This is a genomic window from Agrococcus beijingensis, from assembly GCF_030758955.1.
Classification (GTDB): Bacteria; Actinomycetota; Actinomycetes; order Actinomycetales; family Microbacteriaceae; genus Agrococcus; species Agrococcus beijingensis.
The window spans coordinates 504,977-519,938 of record NZ_CP132360.1 but is presented as its reverse complement, the minus strand read 5'-3'; the positions used below and the strand labels follow the sequence as shown (position 1 = coordinate 519,938).

The window sequence follows — 14,962 nt, the reverse complement described above, 5'->3', positions numbered from 1 at the left end:
CCCGGGATCGTGTCGTCGGTGAGAGACTCGTCAACACCCTGATGCGCCCGGTTGAACGGGCGCGCGCCGACCGCAATATGAAGGCAGAGGGGATGTCTTTGAGCGCAAGGACCAACACTACGGTGCAGATCACCCCGTGTCCAGTCGATTCGGCGTGTCGCCTGGACTCCGCTCGGGACCGGATGGTAGCGGGCGCCCATCGTGCACCATCCCCCGACCGGCGCGCGGGAGAATGTCCGGCGTGACCACCCCCAGCCGCCGCCTCTCCAGCGGCCTGCATGCCGAGATGCGCTTCTCAGGGTCCGGCGGGTGGCAGCTGGTGGTCGACGGCACGCCGCAGTCGCACGTCGACCCCGACCGCCCCGAGCTGCTCGTCTACGAGTACGTGCAGCAGATCGGCCACGTCGTCGACGCGCTGCCGCCGGGGCCGCTGACCGCGGTGCACCTCGGCGCCGGCGCGCTCACGCTCCCCCGCTACGTCGACCGCACGCGGCCGGGGTCGCGCCAGCAGGTGATCGAGCTCGAGCCGCTGCTGGTCGAGCTGGTGCGCGAGGTGGCGCCGCTCCCCCGCGGTGCGAGCGTGCGCGTGCGCTACGGCGACGCCCGGGAGCAGCTCTCGCGCCTGCCGGCGGGCCTTCGCGGCCGCGTCGACGTGGTGATCGTGGATGTGTTCTCCGGCTCCCAGACGCCGGCGCACGTGACGACGGTGGAGTTCCACGCGCTCGTGCGCGAGCTGCTCGCCCCGACGGGCGTGGTCGTCGTGAACATCGCCGACGACCGCACGCTCGCCTTCGCGAAACGGCAGCTCGCCGCCCTGCTCGAGGTGCACGCCGAGGCCGCCGCACTGGCCGACCCCGGCATGCTGAAGGGCCGCCGCTTCGGCAACGTCGTGGCGATCGCGGGCGCTGCGCTGCCCGACCTCGAAGAGCTGGGTCGCGCGCTGCGACGAGACCCGCTGCCGGGCAAGGTGGTGGCGGGCGCCGAGCTGCGGCGATTCCTGGGCGGCGCCTCGCCCGCCCGCGACGCCGACGCGACGCCGAGCCCCGCGCCCGGCAAGGGCGTGTTCGGGTAGCGCTGGCCTCCGCGCCGGCCGACGGCCGGCCTACTGCACGGGTGCGCCCACGCGCAGCTCGACGACGGTGCCCCACGGGTCGGCGAGCAGCTCGACGGCGCCCATGCGGGTGTCGGCGCTGACGGGCGGCCCGGCGGCTTTCGCGCGCGTGCCGGGGCCGAACCCTGCCCGCTGCTCCACGAAGGCGACACGGCGCACGCAGTGACCGGACCCCTTGCACCGAATCCGACCCGGTGCACCGGGTCGGATTTGGTGGACGGGATCGACGGCGGGGCTCGCCGCGGCCGGTCGAGGGCGCTCTTCGTGCACAGGCTCGGCGCGTGCTCCCGCTGAACGCGCCGACGTGCGCCACCATGGGTGGATGAGCGAGTCGATCGGCTACGACCAGACCGCGCTGCGCAACGCCGTCGACGTCGCGGCGGCGGCCCGCAGGCTGCGCGAGCTCGGCAAGGAGCGCTCGCTCGCCGCCGTCTCGGAGCGTGCCTGGCTGCTCGAGAGCATCGGCCGCCTCGACGAGGCGCTGGCCGTCGCCGGCGAGGCCGTGGCGATGGCCCGCACCTCGGGCTCCCGCGACCGGGTGGCCGAGGCGCGGCTGCTGCGCGCGGCGGTCGTGCAGACGCGCGGCGACCTGCAGACGGCGCTGCGCGAGTGCACCGCGATCATCGCCGAGGCGCGCTCGAACGACTGGGTCGAGCTGTGGGCGCACGCGCTGCAGCAGCGCGGCACCGTGCACTTCGCGCTCGCGCACTGGCATGAGGCATGCGTCGACTTCACCGTCGCGGTCGAGCTGTGCCGCGAGGCGACCCTGCCCGCCGAGCAGCTCGAGGCGGCCGAGATCGCGCTGCTCGTCGCCACCGACCGCGCCCAGACCGAGGCGGTGCGGGCCGAGCAGGACCTGCCGCGCGCCCAGCACCCCATCTGGGGCGGGCGCTGACGCGCTGCGCGCCGATGCTCTCCACAGGCCGTCGCCGCCGGTTCGCGTCGCGCCGCCCGCTGCTGGCATGCTCGCTCCCGTCGTGGAGGTGACAGGTGGCTGAGCTGGAACGGGTGCGGGTGTGGGCCGAGGCCCTCATCAGGCTGCACCTCGACGACACCTGGAGCTTCGGCTTCGACCGAGCCGCGAAGCGCGCGGGCCTGACGAACTACACGACGCGGCGCATCACGGTCTCGAAGCACCTCGCCGCCCGCTGGGACGACGACGAGGTGCACCAGACGCTGCTGCACGAGGTCGCGCACGCGATGGCCGGCGCCGCCGCGGGGCACGGGCCCGAGTGGCGGCGCACCGCGCGCGAGCTGGGCTACGTCGGCGGGCGCACGCACCAGGGCGAGATCGCCGCCGAGCGGGCCGGCTGGGTGGGGCTGTGCCCCGGCGGGCACGAGCACGTGCGGTTCCGCGCCCCGCGCGGGCGCTACGCGTGCAAGCCGTGCACCCGGTCGACCCGTCGCGTCGTCGAGATCCGCTGGCAGCGGCGGCAGCAGGCGGCGTGACCGCAGCACGCGGCGCAGCGGCGGCAGGCGGCGCGGCGCCGGCCGCGATGCGATCGGCCTACCTGGGGTCGGCCGCGCTGCCGCCCTCGCTCACCGCGCCCCTCGACAACTGATCCGCCGGGGCCGGAGCAGACGCATCCGCCATGCCGCCTCGCACCGCCGGGGTGGGAGCGCTGCTCGGCGAGCCCTCGCCCTGCGGGGCCGACGCCTCATAGGAGTCGCTGATGCGGTGGTACGACTTCGTCAGGAACGCGAGCGCCCCGGCGATCACCATGACGATGCCCGAGATCAGGAAGACGAGCGCGATGCCGCGGGCGACGCCGGTGCCGAGCAGCGGCTCGAGCGCCGCCCCGCCCTCGGGCGAGCGCGACCACGGGATGATGACGAACTCGGCGATCGGCGCGATGAGGAACGCCGTGATGGGCGCGGCCGCCGACTCGAACGCCATCGCGAAGCCGAACACCCGGCCCTGCCGCGGCAGCGGCACGACGCGCTGGATGATCGTCTGCTCGGCCGCCTCCGCTGCCGGGATGATCGCCATGTACAGGAAGATGCCGGCCGCGTACAGCAGCCACGACTCGCGGATGGTGAACAGCGCCCCGAGCACGCCCATCGCGATCACGACCAGCAGCAGGGTGCGGATCGGGCGCCGGCCGAGGCCGAACCGGGCGATGACGAGGCCGCCGATGATGAAGCCGATCGAGGCGACGCCGAAGACGACGCCCCACATCTGCACCGAGAACAGCTCGAGGCCGTAGGGATCCATCAGCGCCATGTAGACGCCGCCGATGAGGTTGTTGAAGGTCGAGAAGATGATCAGCGCGAACAGGCCGCCGATCGCCAGCACCGCGCGGATCGAGCCGCGCAGGTCGATGCCGCGGGCGGTGTCGTCGGGGTCGACGACCACCACGTCCTCCGGGATGCGCAGCGTCATCAGGTGGGCGAGGCTGAGGGCGAGGAAGACGATGCCGATCGCGATCGTCCAGCCCATGCCGAGGAAGCCGATCGAGAGGCCGGAGAAGACGCTCGTCACGATCATCGCGATGCCCTGCACCGTGCCGACCATGCCGTTGGCGTTCGCATGCCGCTCGTCGGGCACGAGGATCGTCACCGTCGTCGACAGCGCGATGTTGCGCATGTGCTCGACGACCGAGCCGCCGAGGATGATCGCCATGAACAGCCACAGCCACGGCGCCGTCAGGTCGAGCAGCACCGGCTCGGGCAGCAGCAGGTACATGACGCCCGCGACGGCGAAGGCGATGAGCGTGACCGTGCCCGACAGCAGCATCACCCGCAGCTTGCGGTGGTGGTCGACGATCGAGCCGAAGAGCATGCTGCCGAACGCGACGAACAGCATGTAGGCGCCGCCGACCACGCCGGTGGCGAGCACGCTCTTCGTCTCGAGGTAGACCCAGAAGGTGAGCGCGAACCAGACGAAGGCGGTCGTGAGGTTGGCCAGCGCCGTGTTCGCGAGCACGTGCAGGAACGTGCGCTCCGTGGCGGTGCGCTGCGTCTTGCCGGTGCGCTGCGGCGTCGCGACCATGCGCCCACGGTAATCGCGGCCGCCCGCACGCGCGAGGGGCGAGTCGCGCCGCGCGCGCGGGGAGCGTCAGCCGCGCGAGTCGCGCGCCTCCGCCCACAGGTCGACGCCGGGCTCGTCGCGGGCGAGCTCGTCGATCGCGGCCAGCTCGTCGTCGCCGAAGCGCAGCCCCGCGAGCGCGCCGAGGTTCTGCTCGAGCTGCTCGACGCGCGAGGCGCCGATCGTGAGCGACGTGACCCGCTCGTCGCGCAGCGCCCACGCGAGCGCCAGCTGCGCGAGCGTCTGCCCGCGCTGCTCGGCGATCGCGGCGAGGCCGCGGATGCGCTCGGCCGCCTCGGACGAGACGCGGGGGTCGAGCGGCTTGCGCTCGCTGCCGCGACCGGCGCGCGAGTCGGCCGGCACCCCGTCGAGGTACTTGCCGGTCAGCAGCCCCTGCGCCAGCGCCGTGAACCCGATGACCCCGAAGCCGAGCTCGCCCGCGGCGTCGAGCAGCCCATCCGTCTCGATCCAGCGGTTGAGCATCGAGTACGACGGCTGGTGGATCGTCAGCGGCGTGCCGAGCGACGCGAGGATCGCGTGGGCCTGCCGCGCCTCGTCGGCGGTGTAGCTCGAGACGCCCACGTACAGCGCGCGGCCGGTGCGCACGATGTGGTCGAGGGCGCCCATGGTCTCCTCGAGCGGCGTGTCGGGGTCGGGACGGTGGTGGTAGAAGATGTCGACGTAGTCGAGGCCCATCCGCTCGAGCGACTGGTCGAGGCTCGCGACCAGGTACTTGCGGCTGCCGCCGAAGCCGTAGGGGCCGGGCCACATGTCCCAGCCGGCCTTGGTCGAGACGAGGATCTCGTCGCGGTGCGCGCGCAGGTCGCTCGCCATCACCCGGCCGAAGTTCTGCTCGGCGGCGCCGAACGGCGGACCGTAGTTGTTGGCCAGGTCGAAGTGCGTGATGCCGCGGTCGAACGCGGTCGTCAGCAGGCTCCGCTGGCGGTCGAGCGGCACGTCGTCGCCGAAGTTGTGCCACAGGCCCAGCGTCAGCGCCGGCAGCCGCAGGCCCGATCGGCCGGCGCGGCGGTACTGCATGGCGTCGGGTCGCGCGCTGTCGTAGCGGGCGGGGTCTGCGCTCCAGCTCATCGGGATGCTCCTGTCTGCTGCCGCACCGCGGACTCCGCGGCGACGAGGGTGGTGGTGGCGCCCCGCAGCGCGACCGATGCCGCGCAGGCCGCGGCGCACGCGGGGCTGTGGAAGTCGATGCCGAGCTCGGCCAGCTCGTCGACCACGCGACCGGCGACGAGCAGGTCGGCGGCGTTCGGGCGCAGCGTCCCGTCGCCCCAGCGGTCGCCGGCGGCGACGATCGCGATCGACGCGCGCACGCCCAGGCGCACCTGCTCGTCGAGCGCCGCACGGGCGATGTCGGATGCGTTGGCGAGCGTCGCGTCGAGCACAAGCGTCGTGCGCGGGGCACAATCTTGCAGCTCGGCCGACTCCGGGCCGCGGTCGGCGTCGGCCAGCACGATCACGTCGGCGGCGGAGGCCTGCAGGCCCGCGACGCCCCACTCGAGGGTCACCTGGTACTGAGCGCTCATGCCACCAGCCTACGGATGGCGACCGAGCGCATCCGCTCGCGCGCCGAGCCGCCCCGCACGCACCGCGGCCGCCGGCTCAGCGCAGCGCGCCGCAGTGGGCGAGGGCAGCGCGCAGCAGGGAGCCGCGGCCGCCCTCCATTTCGCTGGCGATGAACTCGGACGCGGCCGACTCGGGCGAGAGCCAGGTGAGCTCGAGGGCGTCCTGCCGCGGGTCGCAGGTGCCGGTGACCGGCACGATGTAGCAGAGCGAGACCGCGTGCTGCCGGTCGTCGGAGTAGAGGCCGTCGCCGATGAGCGGGAAGTACTCGGCGATGTGGAACGGCGCGGGGCTCGCCGGCAGCTGGGGGAAGGCCATCGGCCCGAGATCCTTCTCGAGGTGCCGGTAGAGGGCGTCGCGCACCCGCTCGCCGCGCATCACGCGGCCCGAGACGACGGTGCGGGTGATCTCGGACTGCTCGTTCATGCGCAGCAGCAGGCCGACCTCGGTGACCTGGCCCATGCCGTCGAGCCGCACGGGGATCGCCTCGACGTAGAGGATCGGCAGCCGTTCGCGAGCGTGCTGCAGATCGTCGTCGCTCAGCCAGCCTGGGTTGGGATCGGGAGTGCGCACGGCCATGGGGCCCATTGTGCCGCCTCGACCTGGCATTCGCCGACGACCGCGTGGCGCCCCGCATCGGTCCGCCATCGACAGGCAGGCGCTAGGGGCGCAGGCGCCGACCGCGCCGCTCGGCCCACAGCGCGAGCGCGAGCCAGGCCGCGACCACCAGCAGCCCGAGCACCACCGAGGGGATGTCGCCGAGCGCGGCGAACCAGCCGACCGGATCCTGGTCGGGCATCGCCTCGAGCAGGGTGCGCACGGCGAGCGTGGTCGCGACGGCGAGCAGGCTGATGCGCCCGACCGCGGCGAACGGCTGGGCGAGCGCCCCCACGGCCGAGGTGCCGCCGCGCAGGTCGGTGTCGATGACCGGATGCATCACGGTCGCGAGCAGGCTGGCGAGCGTCGCGACCGCGAGGGTGAGCGGCGGCGTCCACAGCGCCGTCGTCGGCTCGAGCGCCGGCTGCCCCCACATCGTCGGCGTGAAGTAGGCGATCACGCCGAGCAGCCCGAACACGGCGGCGGCGAGCAGGCCGAAGCCGATCACGCGGCCGCGCTGGTGGCCGGTCACGCTGCGGGCACGCAGGAAGGCGTGCACGAGCGCCGCGCCGGCGGCTGCGGGCAGCGCCAGGCCGAAGCCGGCGACGACGGTCGTGACCGCCTGCACGACGAGGGGGTCTGCGGGCTGGCCCAGGGCATCCGCCACCCCGCCGACGACGAAGGTCGCCGGGCTGCACACGTCGCTCAGCGAGCCGCACGACGCGGCCGACATCCACAGCACCGCCGAGCCGAGCAGCGTCGCGAGCGCGACCGCGAAGGCCCAGCCGGCGAAGCTGCCCGCGAGCAGCCCGAGGAAGCCGAGCACCGCGATCGCCACCGCGAGCTGCAGCAGGGGGCCCGCGACCCGCAGCCGCTCGAGCCCACCGAACGTGCCGGCGGCGGGGTCGAACGGGATGCCGACGGCGGCCCCGACGATGAGCGCGACGAGGGCCGCGAGCAGCAGCCCGAGGGCGAGCAGCAGCAGGGTGCGGGCGGCGACGCGGCCGCCGCTCGTCCAGGAGCGGTGCTGCGCCATGGCGAACGCGCAGCCCGCGATGAGCGCGAACGCGGGCATGGCGAACGCGTCGATGCCGATGGCGCCCCAGGGCTCGGAGGCCGGGATGGGTCGGCGCGGCGCGGCGAGCCAGGCGACGGTCGCGAGCACGAGCAGCCCGCGCGCGGCGTCGAGCGAGACGACGCGGCCGATGGGCTTGCCGCGGCTGGGCCGGCGGCGCGGTGCCGAGCCGCCGGCCCAGGCGCGGGTCGCCCCTGCGCGCGGCACGATCTTCGTGGTCGCAGACGTGCTCGTCACCTGTCGCACCCCATGCTCCAAGGCTACGGTGATCCAGTGACAGCGCTCGCCCGGAGGCGCTCGCAGAGAGGTGCTCGCATGCTCGAGATCGACGCGGATGCGGTGCTCTGGCGCCCCGGCACACCCGACCAGGGCGGGTCCGACGACCTGCTCGTCGTCATGCACGGCATCGGCTCGCACGAGGGCGACCTGTTCGGGCTCGCGCCGCACCTGCCGCCCGCGATGACCGTCGCCTCGCTGCGCGGCCCCATCCCCTTCGGCGGCGGCTTCGCGTGGTTCGACTTCATGCCGGGCGACAGCGACGACCACACGCAGATCGACGAGTCCGCCGCGGCGATCCTCGCGTGGCTCGACGGGCTCGAGCACGACTTCGACCGCGTGCACCTGCTCGGCTTCTCGCAGGGCGGCGCGATGGCGGTGCAGCTGGCACGCATCGCGCCCGAGCGCTTCGCCTCGGTCGTGCACATCGCGTCGTTCGCCTACAACGGCGAGCTCGCCGGCGATGCGACCCTGGCCGCGCGGCAGCCCCGGCTGCCGATGCTGACGACCATCGGCGACCTCGACGAGGTCATCAACCCCGACAAGATCGAGCGCTCGGCGCCCTGGCTCGACGAGCACTTCGCCGTCGACCGGCGCACCTATCACCGCGCCCACTCGATCGTGGCCGAGGAGCTGGCCGACATCGTCGCGTTCCTCGAGCGCGTCTAGGTGGAGCCCTTCCGGCTCGGCGGCGTGCCCGGCGTCACGCCCGCCAAGTGGCTGCGCGTGTGGGCGCAGCGGCTGCCCGAGGTGCCGATCTCGCTGGTCGCGATCGACGAGGCGGATGCGTCGGGTGCGCTTCGTGAGGGACGCGTCGACGCCGTCCTGGCTCGCCTCCCCATCGACGACGCGGGGCTGCACACGGTGGCGCTCTACGAGGAGCTGCCGGTGGTGGTCTCGGCCAAGGGGCACCCGATCGTCGCGTTCGAGACGGTCACGCTCGCCGATCTCGCGGGCGAGCCGATGCTCGAGCGCGGCGACATGACGAGCGCGCAGCTGCTCGAGACCGTCGCGACCGGCGCGGGCCTCGCGATCGTGCCGATGGCGGTCGCGCGGGCATTGGGCGGCCCGGAGACCCGGCACCGGGTGGTCACCGACCTGCCGCCGACCACGATCGCGCTCGTCTGGCTCGAGACGGCCGACTCGGCCCTGCACCAGGAGCTGGTGGGCATCGCCCGCGGCCGGCGCGCCGATTCGTCGCGCGGCGACCGCGAGCATCGCGTCGAGCCCGGCAACGCGGCGACCGGCGCCAAGCCGCGCCCTTCGAAGCCGAAGCCGAAGCCCACCCCGAACCGTCCGCGCCGCCCCGGCGGGCCTGGCCGCTCCGGCAGGCCCGGGCCCGGCAAGCGGCGCTGAGCCGCGGGCTCGCGCGAGGGGGCCACGGAGGCCCGGGCGGCGCATCCCCCGGGCACGCAGAAGCCCCGCGCTCTCGAGGAGGCGGGGCTTCGGCGATGTGGCGGTGACGGTGGGATTTGAACCCACGGTGGAGGGTTACTCCACACGACTTTTCGAGAGTCGCACCTTCGGCCGCTCGGACACGTCACCAAGGGGATATCTTACACATCCGCTCGACCGTGAGCAACGCGCGGCCCGTCGAGGTGCCTGACGCGCCGCAGCTCGTGGAGGCCCTCCTCGACCTTCTCGCCGCCGTCGAGGTGCCAGCCGTGGGTCTCGTAGAAGGCCGCGGCGCGCGCATTGCCCGCGAGCACCCAGAGGTAGGCGCGCGCGTGCCCGTCTCCGGCCAGTCGCCGCTCGACCTCGGTCAGCATCGCGTTGCCGACGCCGCGCGACCACCGCTCGGCGTGCGCGTAGATGGCGTAGAGCTCGCCCGTCACGCCCTCGAGCCGGTCGCGCGCCCTGCCCGCGAACGCCCAGCCGACCACCTCGCCGTCGGCCACCGCGACCAGATCGTGACTGCCGGCATCCGCGTGGTACTCGTCCCACCGCTCCATCCGGTGCGCCGTCTCGCGCTCGACGTCGAGGCGGTCGAGCACCTCCTGCGGCACGAGGCCGGCGTAGGCGGCGCGCCACGTCTCGACCCGCACGCGCGCGATGCCGGCGGCGTCGTCGATGCGCGCGTCTCGGATGTGCGCGGTCATGCGGCCTCCCCCGGGGCGGCGTCGATCACGCAGAAGCGGTTGCCCTCCGGGTCCTCCATGATCACGTAGTCGGCGTCGGCCGGGCGCTTCGGCCAGTGCACGCGCTGCGCGCCGAGCGACTCGAGGCGGTCGACCTCTGCCGGCTGGTCGTCGGCGTAGAGGTCGAGGTGGATGCGTGGCGGCAGCACCCGCTCGGAGGGCACGGCATCGAGCGACACGTTGGGCCCGGCGCCGGAGCGCGGGCGCAGCAGCGCGAAGTCGTCATCGAGCGGCAGGCGCGGCTCGTAGTCGAGCGCAGCGCTCCAGAACAGCAGCTGGCGCTCGAGGTCGGAGCAGCGGATCACGACGGAGCCGACGGTGAGCATGATCGGAGCGTAACCGGTGCCGCCGACGTCCGGCTCGGAATCCGGGTCAGGAACCGCTCAGCGGCTGCCCGCTGTGGAGCGCCGCCCCGGCCGCGTGGGCGGCGGGCGGTAGCGTCGATCGCATGCCCAAGACTCCCGCCTTCCGCTGCTCCGAGTGCGGGTGGACCACCCTGAAGTGGGTCGGCCGCTGCGGCGAGTGCCAGCAGTGGGGCACGGTCGGGGAGGCCGGAGTCGCCCCGCGGCGCGTGGCGCCCGCCGCGGTGCCCGCCGGTCGCGGCGCCCGCCCCATCACCGAGCTGCAGACGGCCGACGCGCCCCGCTGGCCGACCGGCATCGGCGAGTTCGACCGGGTGCTGGGCGGCGGCATCGTGCCCGGCGCCGTGGTGCTCTGCTCGGGCGAGCCCGGCGTCGGCAAGTCGACGCTGCTGCTGGCGGTGGCCGCTCGGGCAGCGGCCGCCGGCCGGCGCGTGCTCTACGTCTCGGGCGAGGAGTCGCTCGCGCAGGTGCGGCTGCGCGCCGAGCGCACGAACGCGCTCGAGCCGCAGCTGTACCTCGCGAGCGAGACCGACCTCGCGACGATCCTCGGCCAGATGCGCGACACCCAGCCCGAGCTCGTGATCGTCGACTCGGTGCAGACCGTCGCGAATGCCGAGAACGAGTCGCTCGCCGGCGGACCGAGCCAGGTGCGCGACGTCGCGTCGGCGCTCACGCGCGCGGCGAAGGAGGCGGATGTGCCGCTGCTGCTGGTCGGGCACGTCACGAAGGACGGCTCGGTCGCGGGGCCGCGCGTGCTCGAGCACCTCGTCGACGTGGTCGCGCACTTCGACGGCGACCGCCAGACGGCGCTGCGCTTCGTGCGCACCTCGAAGAACCGCTTCGGGCCGACCGACGAGGTGGGCTGCTTCGAGATGACCGGCGACGGCATCCTCGAGGTGCCCGACCCGTCAGGGCTGTTCCTGTCGCGCTCGCCCACCCCGCTCGCGGGCACCTGCGTGACGGTCGCGCTCGAGGGTCGCCGAGCGCTGCCGGTCGAGGTGCAGGCGCTCGTCGTGCAGGCCTCGACCGCACAGCCGCGCCGGGTGGTCAACGGCGTCGACTCGTCGCGCGTCGCGATGGTGCTCGCGGTGCTCGAGAAGCACGTCGGGCTCGCGCTCGGCGGCCACGACGTCTACGTCTCGACCGTCGGCGGCATCCGGCTCACCGAACCGGGCGCCGACCTCGCCATCGCGCTGGCGATCGCGAGCGCGCACTCGTCGATCGCGCTGCCGCGCACCGTCGCCGCGGTGGGCGAGATCTCGCTGGCGGGCGAGATCCGGGCGGCCTCCGCGTCGAAGCGCAGGGCCGCAGAGGCGCGCCGGCTCGGCTACTCGCGGGTGGTCGACGACGGCGCGGCGCTGCTGCGCATCGCCGTGCACGAGGCGATGGCCGCGGGGCGCCAGCAGGCCGAGCCGCGCAGGCTGGTGGCCGTTCCCGAGTTCTGATCTGCGCGAGGCGGCGGCCGCTTGTGGCCGATCGCCGCTTGTGGTCGATCGCCGCTACCGGCCGACCGCCGCGATCACCTCGTCGGCGGCGGCCCGACCGGAGCGGAGCGCGCCGTCGACGTGCTGGTAGCCGTGGCCGGCGAAGTCGCTGCAGGCCCAGTGGATGGGTCCGACGGGCTGCCGCTGGTCGGCGCCGTAGCGGTGGAGCCCGCCGAGGTCGTAGCTCGCCGCGTAGGCGCCGCGCGTCCACTCCTCGCTCGCCCAGTCGCTCTCGTAGTAGACGACCGGCTCGAGCGCCTCGGCGCCGAGGTAGACCGCGAGCGACTCGAGGATGCGCCGGCGCCGCTCCTCGTCGCTCCAGCGGAACGCCTCGTCGGCGTGCTCGTCGGAGACGAAGCCGACGAGCGTGCCGCGCGGGTCGTCGTGGTTGGTGTTGTCGTAGAGCTCGTGGACGAGCTCGTCAGGCCCGAAGCCGGTGCCCGACAGGCCCGCGTCGCGCCAGAACGGCCGGTCGTACACGGCGTGCACCTTGATGACCAGCCCGAGCGACAGGTGCTGGTGCAGCTGGTGCTGGCGACGCGGCAGCGGGGGCTGCACGTCGATGCGGGTGATGAGGTTCGGGGGCACCGCGACGATCACCCGGCGGCCACGGGCCACGACGCCGTCGGCGACGACCGTCACGCCATCGTCGCCGCGCTCGATCCGGCGCACGGCAGCACCGAGGTGCACGGCGTCGCCGAGCACCTCGGCCATGCGGATGCTCACCAGCTGCATGCCCCCGACGACCCGCCGATCGAGGATCTCATCCTCGTCGACGAGGTTCGAGAACCCGTCGGCGCTCGCCGCCATCAGCAGCGCCTGCAGCGTCGAGAACGCGTGCGAGGGCTTCGTCAGCATCGCCGGGCCGATGAAGAGCGCCGCCAGGTGCGCCGCCGTGGCGTCGTCGGTCTGCGCGCGCAGCCACGGGCCGAACTGCACCGTGTCGAGCTCGCGTGCGCGCGGGTGGGCCCAGGGCGCGTCCGGGTCGACCTCGGCGGCGAGCGCGTCGACGACCGCGATCAGCCGGTCGAGCTCGGCGACGGTGCCGGCGTCGATGGGGAAGTCGCCGTCGTACCGGCGGGCTTCGCCCTCCGGCGTGACGTAGACCGAGTCTCCGGCGCGGTAGCGCGAGAACGTCTCGAGCCCGAGTCGCTCGATCGTCTCGAGCAGCACCGTCTGGTGGGGGGAGATCCACTGCCCACCGAGCTCCAGCATCGCGCCGTCGACCGTGGAGGTCCAGGTGCGTCCGCCGACCCGATCGCGCGCCTCGAGCACCGCCACCGTGAGCCCGGACCTCGCGACGGCCGTCGCGGCGGCGAGACCCGCCGGCCCTGCCCCGACCACGACGACATCCGCCTCGATCTCGCGCGCTCGATCGCCCACGGTCGTCTCCCTCGTCAGCCCGATGGATGCACGGTAGCGCCTCGGCGACTACTCGAGGATGAACTGCCTGCTCTCGGTGCTGGCGTAGTCGCCCACCCGCACGCTCAGGTTGTAGGCGGCACCGCCCGCCGTGACCTGCGGTCGCTCTGCGGTGCAGGTCTCGATCGACGAGGCCGTGCGATCCCATTCGACCGGCACGGTCGCCTGCGGCGTGCCCGGCTCCAGCTGCACCACGTTGTCCTGCACATCGGCCGCGCAGTCCGACCACCGGTGCACGACGAGGTCGCCCGTGCGGATCTCGTACTCCTGCACCGACGTGCCGGCGTTGACCGAGCAGGCGCTCTCGCCGATGTTCTCGATCGTGAACGACAGCTGCACGCGCTCGCCGGGGGCGTAGGCGGTCTTGTCGGTGACGGGCGAGAGGCGGATGGCCTCGGGCGCGCACGGCTCGGTCGGCGCCGCGCTCGGTGCGCCGCCGATGGGCGTGAACGGGCCGGTCGGCGTCGGTGTCGGGGTGGCCACCGGGGCGGCCGACTCGGTCGTCGCCGGAGCTGCGTCGGTGGGCGCGGTCGCCGGTGGCGCGTCGGCTGACGCCCAGGGCCGCCACACGAGCAGCACGACCGCCGCGATCGCGACGAGGGCGAGCAGGCCGAGCAGCGTTCGCCGCCGACGCACCGCGGCGCGGCGCTTGGCTGACACGGGCTTGCTCATCGATCCAGGGTAGGCGTCACCACAAGTCAGAGGCGCTTGAGCATGCGCGTGTTGCCGAGCGTGTTCGGCTTGACGTGCGCGAGGTCGAGGAACTCGGCCACGCCGCCGTCGAGCGAGCGCAGCAGCTCGGCGAACACGTCGGCATCGACGATCTGCTCGGCGACCTCCTCGAAGCCGTGGCGGCTGAAGAACTCCGTCTCGAACGTGAGGCAGAACAGCCGCGAGAGCCCCAGCTCGCGCGCCCGCTCCTCGAGGTCGGCGAGCATCGCGTGGCCGACGCCCTTGCCGAGCGCGCCCTGGGCGACGGCGATCGTGCGCACCTCGCCCAGGTCCTCCCAGAGCACGTGGAGGGCGCCGCAGCCGACGACGACGCCGTCGCGCTCGGCGACGACGAACTCCTGCACTGCCTCGTAGAGCGTGACGAGCTCCTTGCCGAGCAGGATCCTGCGTCGTACGTAGGGCTCGATCAGGTCGCGCATCGCGCGCACGTCGCCGGTGCGGGCGCGCCGGACGACGAGCGGTGCGCCGGCGGGGGCAGATGCGGTGTCGGCCATGGTGGTCGAGCCTACTTGCGCGCCCGCGCGCCAGATGAACCCGTCGACGCCCGCGGAGGCGTCAGCCGACCCGGTACGCGAGCCGCGCGAACTGCCCGACCTGCCGCGCCTCGACGAGCGTGAGGCGGTCGGACTCGATGCGTCGGGGCAGCAGCGGCGCACCGCTCGGCAGCGTGACGGGCGCGACGGTCACGGCGATCTCGTCGAGCGCGCCGGCGTCGAAGAACTGCCCGACCAGGTCGCCGCCGCCGATGAGCCAGATGTCGCCCTCGCCCGCGGCTTCGCGCAGGGTCGGCAGCGCCGCGGCGACATCGCCGCGCAGGAAGCGCACGTCTGCGCCTTCCGGCACCGGCAGCTCGCGGCTCGTGAACACGAAGATCGGTCGAGCACCGGCGAACTCCTGCCACTGCTGCGCGTCGGCCCCCTGCCATTCGCGCAGCATCCACTCGTAGGTGTGCGCGCCCTCGACGAGGATCGTCGCCGCCTGCGGCAGCAGCGTCGGGTCGGGCTCGGTGCCGCCGGCGACGGCGAAGAGCCAGGAGAGCGAATGCTGGTCGTCGGCGAGGAAGCCGTTGAGGGTGGATGCGGTGTCGAAGACGATCTTGCCCATGGCGCGACCGTAGTCCTCGCCGCCCACACCGCGAACGAGGAAGGGGCGGAGCCGA

General features: G+C 73.8%; 18 protein-coding genes and 1 tRNA gene. 6 read left to right on the top strand and 13 right to left on the bottom strand.

Annotation, left to right across the window (positions count from 1 at the left end):
- The first annotated feature begins 232 nt into the window (after positions 1-232).
- Positions 233-1,072: a spermidine synthase gene (locus Q9250_RS02405; RefSeq protein WP_422665064.1), complete on the top strand. Its 840-nt coding sequence runs from the start codon at positions 233-235 to the stop codon at positions 1,070-1,072.
- Between the two features lie 30 nt (positions 1,073-1,102).
- Here the strand turns inward: Q9250_RS02405 and Q9250_RS02400 are convergent, their stop codons facing one another.
- Complete coding sequence (locus tag Q9250_RS02400) at positions 1,103-1,270, bottom strand: hypothetical protein (protein ID WP_306232979.1); 168 nt, start codon at positions 1,268-1,270, stop codon at positions 1,103-1,105.
- A 163-nt stretch (positions 1,271-1,433) separates the two neighbouring features.
- Between Q9250_RS02400 and Q9250_RS02395 the strand changes: the two genes are divergently transcribed.
- Together Q9250_RS02395 and Q9250_RS02390 are read left to right on the top strand one after the other, a co-directional pair.
- A complete protein-coding gene (locus Q9250_RS02395; protein ID WP_306232978.1) occupies positions 1,434-2,006 on the top strand; it encodes a hypothetical protein in 573 nt (190 codons plus the stop codon).
- A 95-nt stretch (positions 2,007-2,101) separates the two neighbouring features.
- Complete coding sequence (locus Q9250_RS02390) at positions 2,102-2,560, top strand: SprT-like domain-containing protein (RefSeq protein ID WP_306232977.1); 459 nt, start codon at positions 2,102-2,104, stop codon at positions 2,558-2,560.
- 58 nt (positions 2,561-2,618) lie between these two features.
- Here Q9250_RS02390 and Q9250_RS02385 read toward each other — a convergent pair whose 3' ends face one another.
- The 5 genes from Q9250_RS02385 to Q9250_RS02365 form a co-directional block, all read right to left on the bottom strand.
- The gene (locus Q9250_RS02385) at positions 2,619-4,103 is read right to left on the bottom strand and encodes an MFS transporter (RefSeq protein WP_306232976.1); all 1,485 of its coding nucleotides are present in this window, start codon (positions 4,101-4,103) and stop codon (positions 2,619-2,621) included.
- 66 nt (positions 4,104-4,169) lie between these two features.
- Positions 4,170-5,228, bottom strand: a complete 1,059-nt coding sequence (gene mgrA / locus Q9250_RS02380; protein WP_306232975.1) for an L-glyceraldehyde 3-phosphate reductase — start codon at positions 5,226-5,228, stop codon at positions 4,170-4,172.
- Positions 5,225-5,680, bottom strand: a complete 456-nt coding sequence (locus Q9250_RS02375) for a hypothetical protein (protein WP_306232974.1) — start codon at positions 5,678-5,680, stop codon at positions 5,225-5,227. Before Q9250_RS02375 ends, mgrA begins: the two co-directional genes overlap by 4 nt.
- A gap of 76 nt (positions 5,681-5,756) precedes the next feature.
- Entirely contained in the window at positions 5,757-6,296 is a 540-nt protein-coding gene (locus Q9250_RS02370) for an NUDIX hydrolase family protein (RefSeq protein ID WP_306232973.1), read from the bottom strand.
- An 82-nt stretch (positions 6,297-6,378) separates the two neighbouring features.
- Positions 6,379-7,626, bottom strand: coding sequence for a hypothetical protein (locus tag Q9250_RS02365; RefSeq protein ID WP_306232972.1), 1,248 nt, complete (start codon positions 7,624-7,626; stop codon positions 6,379-6,381).
- A gap of 78 nt (positions 7,627-7,704) precedes the next feature.
- On the opposite strand from Q9250_RS02365, the gene Q9250_RS02360 reads away from it, so the two are divergent.
- Both Q9250_RS02360 and Q9250_RS02355 read left to right on the top strand, forming a co-directional pair.
- Positions 7,705-8,334: an alpha/beta hydrolase gene (locus Q9250_RS02360; protein ID WP_306232971.1), complete on the top strand. Its 630-nt coding sequence runs from the start codon at positions 7,705-7,707 to the stop codon at positions 8,332-8,334.
- Positions 8,335-9,021 carry a LysR family transcriptional regulator substrate-binding protein gene (locus Q9250_RS02355; RefSeq protein WP_306232970.1) on the top strand — a complete coding sequence of 229 codons (687 nt, stop codon included), beginning with the start codon at positions 8,335-8,337 and terminating at the stop codon, positions 9,019-9,021.
- Between the two features lie 98 nt (positions 9,022-9,119).
- On the opposite strand, the gene Q9250_RS02350 is transcribed toward Q9250_RS02355, so the two are convergent.
- The 3 genes from Q9250_RS02350 to Q9250_RS02340 all read right to left on the bottom strand — a co-directional run bounded on the left by Q9250_RS02350 (position 9,120) and on the right by Q9250_RS02340 (position 10,129).
- A tRNA-Ser gene (locus Q9250_RS02350) sits at positions 9,120-9,210 on the bottom strand.
- 11 nt (positions 9,211-9,221) lie between these two features.
- Positions 9,222-9,764 (bottom strand): GNAT family N-acetyltransferase, encoded by a 543-nt coding sequence (locus Q9250_RS02345; RefSeq protein WP_306232969.1) that lies wholly within the window; start codon positions 9,762-9,764, stop codon positions 9,222-9,224.
- Positions 9,761-10,129: a VOC family protein gene (locus Q9250_RS02340; RefSeq protein ID WP_306232968.1), complete on the bottom strand. Its 369-nt coding sequence runs from the start codon at positions 10,127-10,129 to the stop codon at positions 9,761-9,763. Before Q9250_RS02340 ends, Q9250_RS02345 begins: the two co-directional genes overlap by 4 nt.
- Positions 10,130-10,251: 122 nt before the next feature.
- Here Q9250_RS02340 and radA point away from each other — a divergent pair, with 122 nt between their 5' ends.
- Positions 10,252-11,610: a DNA repair protein RadA gene (gene radA / locus Q9250_RS02335; protein WP_306232967.1), complete on the top strand. Its 1,359-nt coding sequence runs from the start codon at positions 10,252-10,254 to the stop codon at positions 11,608-11,610.
- A 54-nt stretch (positions 11,611-11,664) separates the two neighbouring features.
- On the opposite strand, the gene Q9250_RS02330 is transcribed toward radA, so the two are convergent.
- The 4 genes from Q9250_RS02330 to Q9250_RS02315 form a co-directional block, all read right to left on the bottom strand.
- Positions 11,665-13,032: a flavin monoamine oxidase family protein gene (locus Q9250_RS02330; protein WP_306232966.1), complete on the bottom strand. Its 1,368-nt coding sequence runs from the start codon at positions 13,030-13,032 to the stop codon at positions 11,665-11,667.
- A 48-nt stretch (positions 13,033-13,080) separates the two neighbouring features.
- Positions 13,081-13,743 carry a hypothetical protein gene (locus Q9250_RS02325; protein ID WP_306232965.1) on the bottom strand — a complete coding sequence of 221 codons (663 nt, stop codon included), beginning with the start codon at positions 13,741-13,743 and terminating at the stop codon, positions 13,081-13,083.
- Between the two features lie 26 nt (positions 13,744-13,769).
- Positions 13,770-14,297 carry an amino-acid N-acetyltransferase gene (locus Q9250_RS02320; RefSeq protein WP_306232964.1) on the bottom strand — a complete coding sequence of 176 codons (528 nt, stop codon included), beginning with the start codon at positions 14,295-14,297 and terminating at the stop codon, positions 13,770-13,772.
- 61 nt (positions 14,298-14,358) lie between these two features.
- Positions 14,359-14,907 (bottom strand): dihydrofolate reductase family protein, encoded by a 549-nt coding sequence (locus Q9250_RS02315; protein WP_306232963.1) that lies wholly within the window; start codon positions 14,905-14,907, stop codon positions 14,359-14,361.
- Positions 14,908-14,962 lie beyond the last annotated feature (55 nt).

What these genes read in the sequence shown, in the direction of transcription:
- Q9250_RS02360 (WP_306232971.1), top strand. Translation starts at nt 7,705, where the DNA reads ATGCTCGAGATCGACGCGGATGCGGTGCTCTGGCGCCCCGGCACACCC.
- Q9250_RS02375 (WP_306232974.1), bottom strand. Translation starts at nt 5,680, where the DNA reads ATGAGCGCTCAGTACCAGGTGACCCTCGAGTGGGGCGTCGCGGGCCTG.
- mgrA (WP_306232975.1), bottom strand. Translation starts at nt 5,228, where the DNA reads ATGAGCTGGAGCGCAGACCCCGCCCGCTACGACAGCGCGCGACCCGAC.
- Q9250_RS02325 (WP_306232965.1), bottom strand. Translation starts at nt 13,743, where the DNA reads ATGAGCAAGCCCGTGTCAGCCAAGCGCCGCGCCGCGGTGCGTCGGCGG.
- Q9250_RS02320 (WP_306232964.1), bottom strand. Translation starts at nt 14,297, where the DNA reads ATGGCCGACACCGCATCTGCCCCCGCCGGCGCACCGCTCGTCGTCCGG.
- Q9250_RS02370 (WP_306232973.1), bottom strand. Translation starts at nt 6,296, where the DNA reads ATGGCCGTGCGCACTCCCGATCCCAACCCAGGCTGGCTGAGCGACGAC.
- Q9250_RS02385 (WP_306232976.1), bottom strand. Translation starts at nt 4,103, where the DNA reads ATGGTCGCGACGCCGCAGCGCACCGGCAAGACGCAGCGCACCGCCACG.
- Q9250_RS02345 (WP_306232969.1), bottom strand. Translation starts at nt 9,764, where the DNA reads ATGACCGCGCACATCCGAGACGCGCGCATCGACGACGCCGCCGGCATC.
- Q9250_RS02340 (WP_306232968.1), bottom strand. Translation starts at nt 10,129, where the DNA reads ATGCTCACCGTCGGCTCCGTCGTGATCCGCTGCTCCGACCTCGAGCGC.
- Q9250_RS02315 (WP_306232963.1), bottom strand. Translation starts at nt 14,907, where the DNA reads ATGGGCAAGATCGTCTTCGACACCGCATCCACCCTCAACGGCTTCCTC.
- radA (WP_306232967.1), top strand. Translation starts at nt 10,252, where the DNA reads ATGCCCAAGACTCCCGCCTTCCGCTGCTCCGAGTGCGGGTGGACCACC.
- Q9250_RS02395 (WP_306232978.1), top strand. Translation starts at nt 1,434, where the DNA reads ATGAGCGAGTCGATCGGCTACGACCAGACCGCGCTGCGCAACGCCGTC.
- Q9250_RS02405 (WP_422665064.1), top strand. Translation starts at nt 233, where the DNA reads ATGTCCGGCGTGACCACCCCCAGCCGCCGCCTCTCCAGCGGCCTGCAT.